The organism is Marinobacterium sp. xm-m-383 (assembly GCF_013283255.1).
Classification (GTDB): Bacteria; Pseudomonadota; Gammaproteobacteria; order Pseudomonadales; family Balneatricaceae; genus Marinobacterium_E.
The window spans coordinates 94,809-108,996 of sequence record NZ_WBYT01000003.1; the positions used below are offsets into that span (position 1 = coordinate 94,809).

Annotated in this window: 18 protein-coding genes; 8 read left to right on the top strand and 10 right to left on the bottom strand. The window is 47.2% G+C overall.

Annotation, left to right across the window (positions count from 1 at the left end; translation table 11 throughout):
* Window positions 1–86 precede the first annotated feature (86 nt).
* Window positions 87–587: a ZapG family protein gene (locus XMM383_RS06075; RefSeq protein ID WP_173494676.1), complete on the top strand. Its 501-nt coding sequence runs from the start codon at window positions 87–89 to the stop codon at window positions 585–587.
* 35 nt (window positions 588–622) lie between these two features.
* Here the strand turns inward: XMM383_RS06075 and XMM383_RS06080 are convergent, their stop codons facing one another.
* Window positions 623–1,384: a Nif3-like dinuclear metal center hexameric protein gene (locus tag XMM383_RS06080; RefSeq protein WP_173494677.1), complete on the bottom strand. Its 762-nt coding sequence runs from the start codon at window positions 1,382–1,384 to the stop codon at window positions 623–625.
* A 95-nt stretch (window positions 1,385–1,479) separates the two neighbouring features.
* Here XMM383_RS06080 and XMM383_RS06085 point away from each other — a divergent pair, with 95 nt between their 5' ends.
* The gene (locus tag XMM383_RS06085; RefSeq protein WP_173494678.1) at window positions 1,480–2,568 is read left to right on the top strand and encodes a S1C family serine protease; all 1,089 of its coding nucleotides are present in this window, start codon (window positions 1,480–1,482) and stop codon (window positions 2,566–2,568) included.
* A gap of 21 nt (window positions 2,569–2,589) precedes the next feature.
* On the opposite strand, the gene hisD is transcribed toward XMM383_RS06085, so the two are convergent.
* The 9 genes from hisD to XMM383_RS06130 all read right to left on the bottom strand — a co-directional run bounded on the left by hisD (window position 2,590) and on the right by XMM383_RS06130 (window position 9,107).
* Complete coding sequence (gene hisD, locus XMM383_RS06090; protein WP_173494679.1) at window positions 2,590–3,900, bottom strand: histidinol dehydrogenase; 1,311 nt, start codon at window positions 3,898–3,900, stop codon at window positions 2,590–2,592.
* A gap of 1 nt (window position 3,901) precedes the next feature.
* Window positions 3,902–4,546 carry an ATP phosphoribosyltransferase gene (gene hisG, locus XMM383_RS06095; RefSeq protein WP_173480528.1) on the bottom strand — a complete coding sequence of 215 codons (645 nt, stop codon included), beginning with the start codon at window positions 4,544–4,546 and terminating at the stop codon, window positions 3,902–3,904.
* A 14-nt stretch (window positions 4,547–4,560) separates the two neighbouring features.
* Window positions 4,561–5,823 carry a UDP-N-acetylglucosamine 1-carboxyvinyltransferase gene (murA, locus tag XMM383_RS06100; protein ID WP_173483311.1) on the bottom strand — a complete coding sequence of 421 codons (1,263 nt, stop codon included), beginning with the start codon at window positions 5,821–5,823 and terminating at the stop codon, window positions 4,561–4,563.
* 21 nt (window positions 5,824–5,844) lie between these two features.
* A complete protein-coding gene (locus XMM383_RS06105; RefSeq protein ID WP_173480526.1) occupies window positions 5,845–6,084 on the bottom strand; it encodes a BolA family protein in 240 nt (79 codons plus the stop codon).
* Between the two features lie 106 nt (window positions 6,085–6,190).
* Complete coding sequence (locus tag XMM383_RS06110) at window positions 6,191–6,436, bottom strand: lipid asymmetry maintenance protein MlaB (RefSeq protein WP_173480525.1); 246 nt, start codon at window positions 6,434–6,436, stop codon at window positions 6,191–6,193.
* A complete protein-coding gene (locus tag XMM383_RS06115) occupies window positions 6,436–7,056 on the bottom strand; it encodes a phospholipid-binding protein MlaC (protein WP_173494680.1) in 621 nt (206 codons plus the stop codon). Before XMM383_RS06115 ends, XMM383_RS06110 begins: the two co-directional genes overlap by 1 nt.
* A gap of 1 nt (window position 7,057) precedes the next feature.
* Window positions 7,058–7,516, bottom strand: a complete 459-nt coding sequence (mlaD, locus tag XMM383_RS06120) for an outer membrane lipid asymmetry maintenance protein MlaD (RefSeq protein WP_173494681.1) — start codon at window positions 7,514–7,516, stop codon at window positions 7,058–7,060.
* Complete coding sequence (gene mlaE / locus XMM383_RS06125; protein WP_173483315.1) at window positions 7,516–8,298, bottom strand: lipid asymmetry maintenance ABC transporter permease subunit MlaE; 783 nt, start codon at window positions 8,296–8,298, stop codon at window positions 7,516–7,518. Before mlaE ends, mlaD begins: the two co-directional genes overlap by 1 nt.
* Window positions 8,295–9,107: an ATP-binding cassette domain-containing protein gene (locus XMM383_RS06130; RefSeq protein ID WP_173494682.1), complete on the bottom strand. Its 813-nt coding sequence runs from the start codon at window positions 9,105–9,107 to the stop codon at window positions 8,295–8,297. Before XMM383_RS06130 ends, mlaE begins: the two co-directional genes overlap by 4 nt.
* A 181-nt stretch (window positions 9,108–9,288) precedes the next feature.
* Between XMM383_RS06130 and XMM383_RS06135 the strand changes: the two genes are divergently transcribed.
* The 6 genes from XMM383_RS06135 to XMM383_RS06160 are packed head-to-tail and all read left to right on the top strand — an operon-like array spanning window position 9,289 to window position 14,140.
* A complete protein-coding gene (locus XMM383_RS06135) occupies window positions 9,289–10,275 on the top strand; it encodes a KpsF/GutQ family sugar-phosphate isomerase (protein WP_173494683.1) in 987 nt (328 codons plus the stop codon).
* Window positions 10,275–10,811, top strand: coding sequence for an HAD family hydrolase (locus XMM383_RS06140; RefSeq protein ID WP_173494684.1), 537 nt, complete (start codon window positions 10,275–10,277; stop codon window positions 10,809–10,811). Before XMM383_RS06135 ends, XMM383_RS06140 begins: the two co-directional genes overlap by 1 nt.
* Window positions 10,808–11,398 (top strand): LPS export ABC transporter periplasmic protein LptC, encoded by a 591-nt coding sequence (gene lptC, locus XMM383_RS06145; RefSeq protein WP_173494685.1) that lies wholly within the window; start codon window positions 10,808–10,810, stop codon window positions 11,396–11,398. The genes XMM383_RS06140 and lptC overlap by 4 nt, the downstream gene beginning before the upstream one ends.
* The gene (gene lptA / locus XMM383_RS06150; protein ID WP_173483318.1) at window positions 11,373–11,882 is read left to right on the top strand and encodes a lipopolysaccharide transport periplasmic protein LptA; all 510 of its coding nucleotides are present in this window, start codon (window positions 11,373–11,375) and stop codon (window positions 11,880–11,882) included. The genes lptC and lptA overlap by 26 nt, the downstream gene beginning before the upstream one ends.
* Window positions 11,883–11,884: 2 nt before the next feature.
* Window positions 11,885–12,610, top strand: a complete 726-nt coding sequence (gene lptB, locus XMM383_RS06155) for an LPS export ABC transporter ATP-binding protein (RefSeq protein WP_173494686.1) — start codon at window positions 11,885–11,887, stop codon at window positions 12,608–12,610.
* Between the two features lie 30 nt (window positions 12,611–12,640).
* Window positions 12,641–14,140, top strand: coding sequence for an RNA polymerase factor sigma-54 (locus XMM383_RS06160; RefSeq protein ID WP_173494687.1), 1,500 nt, complete (start codon window positions 12,641–12,643; stop codon window positions 14,138–14,140).
* The last annotated feature ends 48 nt before the right edge of the window (window positions 14,141–14,188 follow it).

Sequence of the window (14,188 nt, forward strand, 5' to 3'; positions counted from 1 at the left end):
AATTAAGCCTCAAGTTTAGCATGGGCTTTAGCGCGACTTTCATTTATTCTTATCGGATAGAGTTCGAGTCACACAAAGGAGTTAACGTGGATCAGAATACTGTTTGGGTTATTGCAATCGCTGCGCTTATTATCGGTACTTTATTGGGTTTCTTGTTTGGCCGTAGTGGCAGTAACGGTTCACGCGAAGTACAACTTGCGAACGATCTTGAGAGGGCTCAGCTTGATTTAGAGCGCTACCGTGATGAAGTTAACCAACATTTCAGCAAGACGGCTGAACTTGTGAACGGCTTAACCAACCAATACCAAAAAGTGCATCAGCATTTAGCCGAAAGTGCTGAAACACTGGTTCGTGATGAAAAATTGGTTGCTAGTCTAAAGAGCAGTGCAGGCAGTCAACTGGAAGACAAGTCTACAGCTTCTAGCACTCAAGCAGAGCCACCGACTCTCTCTATGCCACTAGACTATGCTCCGAAGAGAGAGGATGAACCTGGCACCCTGTCAGATAGCTTTGGACTTCACTCTGAGATAGTTGAGAACCCAGCGGACCCCGCCAAGGTTTACAACCGAGACGAAAAGAGCGCCTAAGCGCTCTTTTTTATTGCCTAATTAGCCAGTCAAAATCAGGCGGGGTTATCGATATCGATAAATTGATGTTCGATACCAAAAGCATTCGACAAATGCTCTCCCAGTGCCTTTGCACCGTAACGCTCCGTCGCGTGATGCCCAGCTGACAGGTAGTGAATACCCGCTTCTCTTGCATAATGAACCACTGGTTCAGAGATCTCGCCACTAATGAAGAGGTCAGCCCCAAGCTGATCAGCACGCTCTATCATGCGTTCTGCCGATCCGGTGCACCAGGCAATGCGTTGCACAGAACGATCGTCACCCAGCACCAATTCAGCCTGACGGCTCAGCTTTGTGGAGACTAAATCTGAAAACGCTTGAGCACTCATTGGTTGAGATATTGACCCAACATTTCCCACGCTAAACGGGTTACCCTGATCCATGCCATCTTCTATCTGTATGCCGATGATCTCAGCCAACTGAGCATTGTTTCCCACTTCAGGATGCGCATCGAGTGGCAGGTGATAAGCCAATAGGCTGATATCGTTTTTCATCAGGGTACGAATACGATTGCCTTTAATGCCGGTTAATGACTCTGCCTCCCCTTTCCAAAAGTAGCCATGGTGGACCAACAGAAGATCAGCACCGGCCTCAACTGCCGCATCAATCAACGCTTGGCTTGCTGTAACACCACTGACAATTTTCGAGACATTTCTCTTACCCTCAACTTGCAATCCATTGGGGCAGTAGTCTTTAAACCGATCAACGGATAAATAGTCGTTGCAGTAACTGACAAGATCTTTCAACGCGACAGACACTGGATACCTCTTAGAAAAATAGTGTTCAAGTTACATCTTACCCCGCTATCGCCTTATAATCAGTAATCATTACAACCTGGTAAGAGCAATTTAACATGGGCAAGTATCTGAACACCTTGGTTTGGCCAACACTGGCTGGCATTCTAGCGGCAGTATTGATCGTTCAATTCTTCCCACAGCTCAGCGGCTCTAACAGTACCGAAATTAAGCTGATCAACACACCCGCAGATCAAGCTGGGCCGCAATTGATTACAAGCTACTCTGAAGCCGTTAAGAAGGCAGCGCCATCGGTTGTCAGTATTTATGGACGCTCTTTAGAGACTAATGAGAACAACCAGATTTCACTTCCTCAAAGTTTAGGTTCTGGCGTTATTATCAGCAAAGATGGTTTCGTCATGACCAATAACCACGTTGTAGCTGCTGCTGAACAGATCATCGTTTCGTTAATTGATGGACGTGAGGCAGTGGCTTCCATTGTCGGCACCGATCCAGAATCAGATTTGGCACTGCTAAGAGTAAACCTAGAGAATCTACCCGGCATAACACTGCTTCCAACCAGCAGTTTAGCGATCGGTGATGTTGTGCTGGCCATCGGAAACCCTTTCGGCGTTGGGCAAACCGTTACCCAGGGAATTATCTCTGGCATGGACAGACACAGTTTAGGGCTGAATACCTACGAGGACTTTATTCAGACCGATGCTGCTATTAATCCAGGCAACTCCGGTGGTGCACTGATCACGGCCACCGGCGATCTGGTTGGCATCAATACTGCCATTTTTTCAAAGTCAGGTGGCTCACAGGGCATTGGCTTTGCCATTCCAACGGAGCAAGTCATAGATGTGCTATCCAATCTAGTCCGTTATGGCCGGGTCATTCGCGGCTGGGTAGGCGTGGAAGCTCGTCCGATGCTTCCTAATGAGGCGGAGGCAGCTGGTCTGAAACGAGAGATCAAAGGTTTGTTGTTAACCGGCATCTATCGCAATAGTCCTGCGGAGCTGGCAGGCCTACAACCAGGTGACGTTTTATTAGCGATCAACGGTGAACCCGTTAAAGGATCCGGAGTTGCATCAATGAATCAGATTGCTCGCGTTAAACCGGGTGATGTAACAGAGATGAAGATCTTTAGGGACAACAAAGAGTTGGTACTTGAGGTGACAACCAGTGAGAGACCTCCAAGCCGATAACCATCAGCTTGGAGAACTAAGTTAAGTGTTGTCCTTGATTCGATACTCAGCAGAACGAGCGTGAGCCGTTAGCCCCTCTCCTCGCGCGAGAACAGAAGCCACCTTGCCCATCTCTGATGCACCCTCAGCAGAGAACATGATCAGTGATGAGCGCTTCTGGAAATCGTAGACTCCCAATGGTGAACTGAATCGCGCAGTACCTGAAGTAGGCAGAACGTGGTTAGGCCCCGCACAATAATCACCTAGAGCCTCTGCCGTATAGCGACCCATAAAGATGGCACCAGCGTGCTTAATCTTTTCAGTTAAGGCGACAGGGTCTTCAACCGAGAGTTCGAGGTGCTCTGGTGCAATTCGATTGGATAGAGCAGCCGCTTCATCCAAATCAGCAACTTCAATCAATAGAGCACGATCTGCTAAAGATGCCGAAATAATCTGCTCACGCTCAAGAGTAGGCAGTAATTTGGCAATACTCTGTTCAACACGATCAATGTAAGTAGCATCGGTTGCGATCAAAATAGGCTGAGCATCTTCATCATGTTCCGCTTGAGAAAAGAGATCCATCGCAACCCAATCTGGGTCCGTTTTGCCATCGCAAATCACAAGAATTTCCGAAGGTCCTGCAATCATATCGATACCAACAGCACCAAAGACCGCACGCTTAGCTGTAGCAACATAGATGTTACCTGGACCAACTATTTTATCGACTCGAGGCACTGTCTGTGTTCCATAAGCGAGAGCAGCAACGGCTTGTGCGCCACCGATTGTAAAGACACGATCGACGCCAGCAATCGCTGCGGCGGCTAAAACCATCTCATTGATAACACCATCCGGTGTCGGCACAACCATGATAATCTCTTCAACACCGGCTACTTTCGCAGGCATTGCGTTCATCAAAACTGAAGAGGGGTATGCCGCCTTACCACCAGGAACGTAGATACCTACGCGATCCATAGGGGTTACTTTCTGGCCTAACAACGTGCCGTCAGCCTCTTCGTACTGCCAAGAGTGAGAGAGCTGTCGTTCGTGGTATGAACGCACACGATCAGCAGCCACTTCAAGTGCATTACGCTGTTCTGGCGAAATAGCCTCAAGTGCCTGCTGCAAACGAGCTTTTGACATCTCTAACTGAGAGATCTCAGATACAGACGTGCGATCAAAACGATTGGTTAACTCAACTACCGCCTCATCACCCATAGCTCGAACCTGCGCAATGATGTCATCAACACGCTCATTGACGGCTTTATCTGAGACACTCTCCCAAGCCAACATCGCATCAAGTTGCTGATCGAAATCGGCTTGTGAACTTTTTAGACGTTTAACTTGAGAAGTCATATTACTTTCCACGTTTATCAATAACCGCTTGTGTTAGTTGATCAAGAATTGGTTGAATCAGATCGTACTTCATCTTCATAGAGGGCTGCCCTACTACGAGACGAGAGCTGATGTCCGCTATGTGATCCATCGCTTCTAAGCCATTGGCACGTAATGTGTTACCGGTATCGACGATGTCTACAATACGATCGGCCAAACCCATGATAGGAGCCAACTCCATCGCGCCGTATAACTTAATAATGTCAACCTGACGTCCTTGACGGGCAAAGTATTCACGAGTCACGTTGACAAACTTGGTAGCGACACGCATGCGACCTTCAACCGCTTCAGCATCTTTCATTCCTGCTACGCGTAGTTGGCAGGTTGAGATCTCTAAATCTAAAGGTTCGTAGAGTCCGGCCCCGCCGTGCTCCATTAAAACATCTTTCCCGGCAACACCCATGTCAGCACCACCGTACTCAACGTAGGTTGGAACATCGGTCGCACGAATCACCACTAGCTTGATGTTCTCGTGATTAGTATCAAAGATGAGCTTTCGGCTTTTAAAAATATCTTCAGTCGGCTCTATGCCCGCTGCAGCAAAAAGCGGTAGGGTCTCTTCAAGAATTCGACCTTTAGACAACGCTATGGTTAATTGCTCTTTCATCACTAATCCAATTATTAAGCAGGAACACGGCGAATTTTAGCGCCTAAGGACTGCATCTTCTCTTCGATACACTCGTATCCACGGTCAATGTGGTAGATGCGCTCCACTGGAGTCTCGCCTTCTGCAACTAACCCTGTAAGTACAAGACTTGCTGATGCTCGTAGATCTGTCGCCATAACCGGTGCCGCTTTAAGTTTTTCGACCCCTTCAATCGTGGCGGTATTACCATCAATAACTACTTTCATTCCAAGACGAATCATCTCTTGAATGTGCATAAAGCGGTTTTCAAAGACAGTCTCTTTGATGCGACCCACACCATCAGCAATGCTGTTAAGCGCTGCAAATTGAGCTTGCATATCGGTCGGAAACGCCGGGTATGGAGCTGTAGTAACACTGACCGCTTTCGGACGGCGGCCCTCCATATCCAGCTCGATCCAGTCATCACCTTGTGTAATCTTGGCACCAGCCTCTTCAAGCTTTTTCAAAACCGCTTCAAGAATATCACCGCGAGTATTACGGGTACGCACTCGACCAGAAGTGATAGCGCCAGCGACTAGGTAAGTACCGGTCTCAATGCGATCCGGCATAACTGAGTGAGTACACCCTTTAAGAGTCTCTACACCCTGAACACGAATCGTATCTGTACCAGCACCTGAAATTTTAGCGCCCATAGCGATAAGGCAGTTGGCTAGATCGACCACTTCGGGTTCACGTGCCGCGTTTTCAATGATCGTTTCACCTTCAGCTAAAACTGCAGCTGATAGGATGTTTTCAGTACCGGTTACCGTCACAGTATCAAAAAAGACCGTAGCCCCTTTTAAGCGGCCATCAACACGAGCATCAATGTAGCCATCCATGACTTCAATCTGAGCCCCCATCGCTTCCAATCCACGCAGGTGAAGATCGACCGGACGACTACCAATGGCACAACCACCAGGCAGGGAAACCTGTGCACGACCATGTCGCGCTAACAGAGGGCCCAATACGAGAATTGAAGCACGCATGGTTTTTACCAGCTCATAAGGTGCTGTGAATTCGGTGATCGTAGTGGGATCAAGCTCAACACTCATCTTCTCACCCACGGTAAGCTCAACGCCCATACGACGCAGCAGCTCAAGCATGGTGGTGATGTCATGCAAATGCGGCAGATTGCATATAGTGACCGGCTCACTGGCGACTAAGGTTGCAGCAAGAATCGGTAGCGCAGAGTTCTTTGCACCAGAGATCCACACTTCGCCGTCTAAACGAGCGCCACCTTCAATGATTAATTTATCCATCTGATTACCTAAGCAGATTAATTACTGCTGTGACTCCCACTGATCTGGAGTAAACGTTTTAATGGAAACAGCATGGATAGCACCTGATGCAATTTGATCAGTCAAACAAGCGTATACCGCTTGCTGCTTCTTAACCGGACTCATTCCGGAGAACATTTCACCAACAACCGTTACCTGAAAATCACAGCCTTCGCCCGCCGTATGGACCGTACAACCCTCAAGCTGACTCTCAACCAGTTGCTTCACTTCATCAGCGTGCATAGTAATCTCCAGATAATCCTTAAATTTAGCCGCGTATAATAACGAAAAAGGGCCCTGATATCATCTATCAAGGCCCTATAAATGCATTCAAAACGAACACTACAGATTATTGAATATCAACGCCCACTAGGTCCGCAATGGTCTCCATCTGAGTTGGAAGATTGGCCCACTCAATATTGGCGTTATTTCGTTTGATCTCTACCCACAAGGCGACCGCACAACTATCGACTTTCGTTACATTAGATAGATCGATCGCGCTTGCTCCTGCAGCAATAGCAGAGCAAACCTGTTCAACAACTTGGTTGTAGGTGTTACGAGTCAACTCACCTTGAATCTTAAACACCGGATCCATTAGGCACCTGACACTTTATCAGACATCGCTTCGGACCACTGCTCGATCACTTTAGCAATTTTTCCATGCTGCTCCATCAAGCCAGCAAATTGATTACGGAAGGTGATTCTCAGATTAATACCATCGACAACCACATTGACCAATAACCAACGGTCATCTTTGTAAACCATATAGTAAAGAAGCGAGTAAACCGTTCCATCTTCCGCAGAGACATTCACGTTGACAATCTGTTTGTCGGGATCTGGGCTCTGCTCAACTGGAGGGATGATTTCAAACTCTTTAAAGTTGAACCCAACGACTGCTTTGGCATAAGTCCTAAGCAGAGTGTTTTTCACGACGACAGAGAAGTCAGCAACCTCACTGTCACTGGCGCGGCGGTAATATTTGCCCATGATCGATTTCGCAATGTACTCAAAATCAACCGACTCACCGACCAGCTTATCGATCTCGCCAATCAACTCATCAATATTCTCTGGCTGTCGAAGGCGTTCATCATTAACCAAGGCGAGCATATCCGCTGTCGCTGTCTCCATGATCTGACTGGCAGAGTCCCAATTAGCCTGCGCAGGAGATAACAACCCCAACCAGAGCGCGGTCAGAAAAATAAAACGACCTAACATGTTACTCACTCACCTTATTAAACAGAAACTTACCTACAATCTCTTCAAGCACTAATGCTGACTGCGTATCTTCAATAGTCATACCATTTTCCAACAGATCATCTTCAAATCCAGGGGTAATACCGATGTACTTCTCCCCTAAAAGACCTGCCGTTAGAATTTGCGCTGAGCTATCAATGCTTAGGTAGTCAACATCATCAAAGATCTGCATCTCCACTTCGGCCATCAGGCGCTTAGGATCAATGCGAATAGCTGAAACCTGACCAATTTGAACACCGCTCATGGAGACTTTTGCACGCTCAGTTAGACCACCAATATTATCAAAGCGAGCATAGACGGTGTAACCACCTCCCTTCTGAGAGAGGTTTAAACCGCTGACATTAATTGCCAGAGCGACAAGAGCCAACATACCGGCGAGGATAAGTGCGCCAACACTGATTTCGAGGGCACGAATACGCATTAAAAATCTCCAAACATCATTGCGGTTAGAAGAAAGTCCAACCCTAATATAGCCAGCGAAGAGTAGACAACTGTTCGGGTGGTCGCCTGCGAAATGCCTTCTGACGTTGGCACACAATCATTACCCTGAAAAACAGCTATCCAGATCACTACAAAACCAAATACCAACGATTTGATTACACCATTTAAAACATCTTCAGAGAAGCTGACTGAAGCCTGCATATTGGCCCAGAAACTCCCAGAAAAAATACCTAGCCAGTCAACAGCGACTAAAGATCCACCCCAGATACCCACGATTGCAAAGATCATAGACAGTAATGGCATACTGATAAATCCTGCCCAAAGACGCGGAGCAATAATGCGTCGCATAGGATCGACACCGATCATCTCGTAACTGGCTAACTGCTCGGTCGCCTTCATCAAACCAATTTCAGCTGTGACTGCGGAACCTGCTCGTCCAGCAAATAGCAGTGCTGTAACCACAGGGGCCAACTCACGAACCAGTGACAGCGCCACCATCTGACCAACAGCCTGTTCTGAACCATAATCAACCAGAATAGTGTAGCCCTGCAAACCGAGTACCATTCCGATAAATAGACCCGAAACGATGATAATAACCAGCGATAGCACACCAATAAAATAGAGCTGGCGAACCAACAGCGGCAACATCATCATAGGAGCCGGCTTGGCAATCAGAGATTGACTCAATAGCTGCCCTGCACGACCCACTGCAGCCACGCGATTAAGGGTTTTAGCACCCAATTGTTGCAGGAACTGAATCATTGTGAGCCACCAAACAACTGACCTTCAAAAGAGGGCGCCGGGTAATGGAAAGGAACGGGGCCATCTGGTCGACCTTTCATGAACTGTTCAACGCGCGGATCTTCAGAACCATTGAGTTGATCAGGTGCACCTTGAGCCAGCACCTTACCATCAGAGATAAGATAGACGTAGTCTGCAATGCTCAAGGTCTCTTGGATATCGTGCGAAACTATGACGGATGTATGACCAAGCGCCCTGTTCAAACGAGAAATCAAATTAATTAGAACGCCCATGGCAATAGGGTCCTGTCCTGCAAAGGGCTCGTCATACATCAAGAAATCCGGATCAAGGGCTATTGCCCTAGCCAATGCGGCTCGCCTTGCCATACCGCCTGATAACTCAGCTGGCTTTAGTTCACCGGCACCTCGCAAGCCGACAGCGTTCAACTTCATCAAAACCAGATCTCGAATAACGCTTTCAGGCAAATCTGTATGAACTCTCAAAGGAAAGGCGACATTTTCAGCTACTGTCATATCCGTAAATAGAGCACCGCTTTGAAACAGCATCCCCATTTTTGCCCGTAACTCGAAGAGACGGCGACGTGAAAGTGAGTGAACATTGTCACCGTCGACTTTAATTGAGCCCTGATCAGGCCTAAGCTGTCCCCCAATCAATTTAAGAAGGGTCGTTTTTCCCGTTCCTGAGGGCCCCATGATCGCTGTGATCTTGCCGCAAGGAATGGTTAACGATAGATCATCAAAGATCTTTCGTTCACCACGCCAAAAACTGAGATTACTCACTTCGATATGTGTGTCATTTAATTGAGCCATCAGTGCCTATCGATGAAGAAATAGAAAATATTGGTGGAATTCTAGTCTAAAAACATAGCTTATCAAGCAGACCTTTAGATTAAGAGAAAAATATCGAGACTCTTTACCGGACAGTCACTTATAAAAACAGTAATATACTGTAAATTAATCAGTATTAACGCGAACTTAAGGATCTCGACCCTTGTCCGACTCCAATACCACTCGATTCGATTTCGTGAGCGCAGGCAAACAGACCATCTCGATTGAGCAAGAGGCTATACAAGCCCTAAATGACTCTCTTGGAGAGGCGTTCAACCAAGCTTGCCACTCTCTTTTGAACTGCAAAGGGCGTGTCATTGTGACCGGCATGGGCAAATCAGGGCACATTGGCACCAAAATAGCAGCAACTCTAGCAAGCACCGGAACACCCGCGTTTTTTGTGCACCCAGGCGAAGCGAGCCATGGGGATCTTGGCATGTTCACGAAAGAAGATGTTGTCATTGCCCTCTCCAACTCGGGTGAATCCAACGAAGTCGTTACTATTTTACCTCTGCTTAAACGCAAAGGGATTACGCTCATTTCAATCACCTCTAAACCCCATTCAGCGTTGGCAACCAGTGCTGATATCAGCCTTGTGACCCCTATTGAACGCGAAGCTTGCCCACTTAATCTTGCCCCCACCTCCAGTACAACCGCACAACTGGTGCTTGGCGATGCGATCGCAACGGCTCTTTTAGAGGCGAGAGGATTTAGTGCAGAAGATTTTGCCTTTTCACACCCCGGCGGTGCGCTGGGTCGTCGACTGCTGTTGAAAGTGAGTGATTTAATGCACTCTGGAGACGAAGTTCCCTCAGTTGCACCAGGCACTCCCATTCAAGAAGCGCTTTTGGAGATCACCCAAAAACGCCTGGGAATGACAACCGTTGTGGATGAAGAACTCCAACCTCTTGGCATTTTTACCGACGGGGACCTCCGCCGTGCCATTGACCAGGGCGTGAATCTTAACCAAGCGACAATCGACACGGTCATGACAAAGAGCTTCACAACGGTGACGCCTGAGATGTTGGCCGCCGAAGCTTTACAGATCATGCAAGATAAAAAAATTAATGCACTCATTGCTTTAGATGAGGCAGGGAGAGTTACTGGGGCATTGAACATGCATGATATGTTAAAAGCAGGGGTCATCTAATGCGTCCCAATCCAACACAAGATCAGATAGCACTAATCAAACCCATTCAACTGCTGGTGATGGATGTTGATGGTATACTGACCGAGGGTAATCTTAGCTTCCTAGCCGATGGCAGTGAGATTAAGAGCTTCAATATATTGGACGGCCTTGGCATAAAGCTGTTAATGGAATCCGGCGTAAAAACCGCCATCATTACCGGTAGACAATCTAATCAAGTCATCCAACGCGCTGAGTCACTGGGTATTAATTACATACAGCAAGGTCGAGAAGATAAATTAACAGCACTTCAAGAGCTTTGGAAAAACACCGGTTACAACGCTTCAAACACGGCCTATATCGGCGATGACTTACCTGACCTATCTGCCATTGTAGCCGCACGCTTTGGGGTCACCGTTCCGAACGGTCACTGGCTCGTAAAAGAGAACGCTGATCACATTACAACTCAATCAGGTGGTCGCGGAGCTGCACGTGAGCTGTGTGAATTGATCATGGCTTGCCAAGGTACGCTAGACAACGCGTTGGAGCGATTTAAGTGATCACTAATCTCAGAGCGAAAATTCGATTAGCCATTGCGTCGACGTTGATTGCTCTTTTTTTGATCTTCACACTGTTATTGAATCAAGGCGATATTGAAGAGGGCGTACTCCTTAAAGAGAACCCAAACAGAATTGATTTTTTTGTAACTGACGCCACTCTCACTCGTTGGTCTGAAGAGGGCAATCTAAGCTCTGTCACCCACACCCCGCGAGCAGAGCATTTAGTTAACTCAGAACAGATGAAGTTAACAACACCTTTCTCCGTAGGCTATCGCCAAGATGGCACGACTGAACACACCATCAATGCTGGTCTAGGCTATTTTGCGGACGATAACAGTCAACTAGACCTTGAAGGCAGTGTACAGCTTCACCATAATCCAGATTCTGAGAAAGACACTGCACTCTTCACAGAGCAGTTGAGCTACTTTCCAGAACAGAATCTGGCGACCAGTGATGTAGCCGTCGAATTTCTGAACAACCAGGGTTCAACCAAAGGGGTTGGCATGACACTGAATACGGAATTAAACACCTTAGATCTTCATTCAACCGTGAGGGGGGCCTATGTCGCTTCGAGCACTGACCAGTAACCTATTTCTAGCCTTTACAGTTGTTCTTAGTGGATCAGCTTTAGCGCTGCCAACCGATAGAGACGAGCCTATCTACGTTGAGGCAGACTCAGCTAATATTGATGAGGCCAAAGGAGTCACTCGATACACAGGCAACGTCATCATCACCCAGGGATCAATGGTGCTTAAAGGTGAAACCGTCGATCTGTTACGTGGTAATGATGACACCATCAATCAGATCATCTCAAAAGGTGCTCCAGCCTACTTCGAACAACGCCCTCAACTGGACCAAGAGATTACCTATGCAACCGGTTCAACTCTGGATTACACAGTAAGCTCTCAACTGCTGTTAATTACGGGGAACGCTAGAGTGACTCAGGGTGGTGACGAGTTCACTGGGGCTAAAATTAATTACGACATGGCGAACTCTAAAGTAAAAGCCTTTAGCAGTGAGAGCGGAAGCCAGCGTGTCAAAATGGTTCTTCAGCCTAAAAAAGATAATTAACCATGAGTTCACTCGAAGCCCTCCACCTAGCCAAAAGCTACAAAGGACGCTCTGTTATTGAAGATGTGTCCGTCACTGTTGAGCCCGGTGAGATTATAGGATTGCTTGGGCCCAACGGAGCGGGTAAGACAACCTGCTTCTATATGATTGTAGGTCTGGTCAGAGCGGATCGAGGCAACATTCGTCTCAATGGCGACGACGTCACTAGAATGCCTATTCATGAGCGCGCAAAACGCGGCTTAGGCTATCTTCCGCAAGAGGCCTCTGTATTCAGAAAGCTGAGTGTCTACGACAATCTGATGGCCATACTGGAGCAGAGAAAAGACCTGACCAAAGATCAACAACACGAGAAAGCTCAGTCACTGCTTGAAGAGTTTCATATCACTCACATCAAAGAGTCCAAAGGGATGGTCCTATCCGGAGGTGAAAGACGCCGAGTTGAGATTGCAAGAGCCCTAGCAAACGATCCTGACTTCATCCTACTGGACGAGCCTTTTGCTGGTGTAGACCCCATCTCTGTCAGCGACATCAAACAGACCATCAGACACCTTAAAGATCGAGGTATTGGCGTCCTGATAACAGATCACAATGTCAGAGAGACTCTCGACATTTGCGAACGGGCTTACATCGTTAGTGAGGGTAACATTCTTGCAGAGGGTGAGCCTGAGCAGATCATGATGAATCAAGCCGTTAAAGAGGCTTATCTGGGCAATGATTTTCGCTTGTAACTCTCACACTTTTAAGTAATTATCATTTTAATGAAGCACTCTTTACAGCTCAAAGTCGGACAGAACCTGTCCATGACCCCACAATTGCAGCAAGCGATCAAATTGCTGCAACTCTCCTCCTTAGAGCTACAGACAGAGATTCAAGAGGCACTCGATAGTAACCCACTACTGGAGGTAGCCGATGAAGAAGATCAGAGTGAAGAGAACTCTCAAAGCATTGAGCAAAAAGAGTCATCAACCTTAGATGAGACCCAATCTAATTCAGAGATCGAAGAGACGTTCGAATCGTCTCAGCCGGAAGATAGCTGGTCTACTGATGACATCCCTGAACAGCTTTCAACCGACAGTCAATGGGACGATACTTACCAAAGCTCTTCAAATTCCAATCGTGATGATGATTGGATGCCAGGTGATAATGACGCTGCGGTTGAAACCATCCAAGACCACCTTAACTGGCAACTGAATCTGGTTAATTTCAGCGATGTTGATCGATACATTGCTGAGATGATTATCGACTCTATCGATGATCGTGGCTATCTGATCACCGATCTGCAGGACATTCTTCTTAACTGCCAAGAGGAACTACCTGAACTCTTTTTTGAAGTGGAAATAGATGAGGTGGAGACAGTACTTCACCGCATTCAACAGTTTGACCCACCCGGTGTCGGTGCCCGTGATCTTGCAGAGTGTTTGAAAATCCAGTTAAGACAGCTACCCATAGAGACACCTTGGCGCGCAGAGTCACTGCGCCTAGCGACCGACTATTTAAACCTGTTGGGCAGTCGAGATTTTAAATCTTTGATGCGCCGTATGAGGCTCAAAGAGGAGCAACTGTCAGAGGTGGTTAGGTTGATTCAATCACTTAACCCAACACCAGGAGACTCTTTAGATCTGGGTGATACTGATTACATCGTACCGGACGTGATCGTGCGTAAACGCGCTGGGGAGTGGACACTCACTTTAAATAACGACGTAGTTCCTGAGTTACGTATCAATGATGTCTACTCAGGCATGATTAAACGTGCAGACAACTCCGCGGAGAACCAATTTTTAAAAGACCATCTCCAGGATGCACGCTGGTTCATAAAGAGTTTACAAAGCCGCAACGAGACCCTCTTAAAGGTCTCAACGGAGATCGTTTCCAGACAGATCGGTTTTCTTGAACAGGGTGAACAGGCGATGAAGCCTCTTATTCTTCACGACATTGCTGAAGCCGTTGATCTACATGAATCCACCATCTCCCGTGTTACAACTCGAAAATACATGCACACCCCGCGCGGTGTCTTTGAATTGAAATATTTCTTTTCGAGTCAGGTGGCTACCAGTGACGGCAGTGGTGCATCATCAACTGCGATTCGAGCAATCATTAAAAAATTAATTTCAGAAGAAGACCCTCGCAAGCCACTAAGTGACAGTAAGCTTGCTACACTACTAGATGAAGAGGGGGTGAATGTTGCAAGACGAACCATTGCTAAATATCGCGAAGTTCTCAACATTCCACCTTCAAATGAGAGAAAGCGTTTGGTTTAATTGAGGTAGGCGGCCTCATTTTTTCACTCCGCCTAAGACGAGGAGAAG

Coding starts and splice junctions, on each gene's coding strand:
- XMM383_RS06085 (WP_173494678.1), top strand. CDS start 1,480: ATGGGCAAGTATCTGAACACCTTGGTTTGGCCAACACTGGCTGGCATT.
- hisD (WP_173494679.1), bottom strand. CDS start 3,900: ATGACTTCTCAAGTTAAACGTCTAAAAAGTTCACAAGCCGATTTCGAT.
- hisG (WP_173480528.1), bottom strand. CDS start 4,546: ATGAAAGAGCAATTAACCATAGCGTTGTCTAAAGGTCGAATTCTTGAA.
- murA (WP_173483311.1), bottom strand. CDS start 5,823: ATGGATAAATTAATCATTGAAGGTGGCGCTCGTTTAGACGGCGAAGTG.
- XMM383_RS06105 (WP_173480526.1), bottom strand. CDS start 6,084: ATGCACGCTGATGAAGTGAAGCAACTGGTTGAGAGTCAGCTTGAGGGT.
- XMM383_RS06110 (WP_173480525.1), bottom strand. CDS start 6,436: ATGGATCCGGTGTTTAAGATTCAAGGTGAGTTGACTCGTAACACCTAC.
- XMM383_RS06115 (WP_173494680.1), bottom strand. CDS start 7,056: ATGTTAGGTCGTTTTATTTTTCTGACCGCGCTCTGGTTGGGGTTGTTA.
- mlaD (WP_173494681.1), bottom strand. CDS start 7,516: ATGCGTATTCGTGCCCTCGAAATCAGTGTTGGCGCACTTATCCTCGCC.
- mlaE (WP_173483315.1), bottom strand. CDS start 8,298: ATGATTCAGTTCCTGCAACAATTGGGTGCTAAAACCCTTAATCGCGTG.
- XMM383_RS06130 (WP_173494682.1), bottom strand. CDS start 9,107: ATGGCTCAATTAAATGACACACATATCGAAGTGAGTAATCTCAGTTTT.
- XMM383_RS06140 (WP_173494684.1), top strand. CDS start 10,275: ATGCGTCCCAATCCAACACAAGATCAGATAGCACTAATCAAACCCATT.
- lptA (WP_173483318.1), top strand. CDS start 11,373: ATGTCGCTTCGAGCACTGACCAGTAACCTATTTCTAGCCTTTACAGTT.
- lptB (WP_173494686.1), top strand. CDS start 11,885: ATGAGTTCACTCGAAGCCCTCCACCTAGCCAAAAGCTACAAAGGACGC.
- XMM383_RS06160 (WP_173494687.1), top strand. CDS start 12,641: ATGAAGCACTCTTTACAGCTCAAAGTCGGACAGAACCTGTCCATGACC.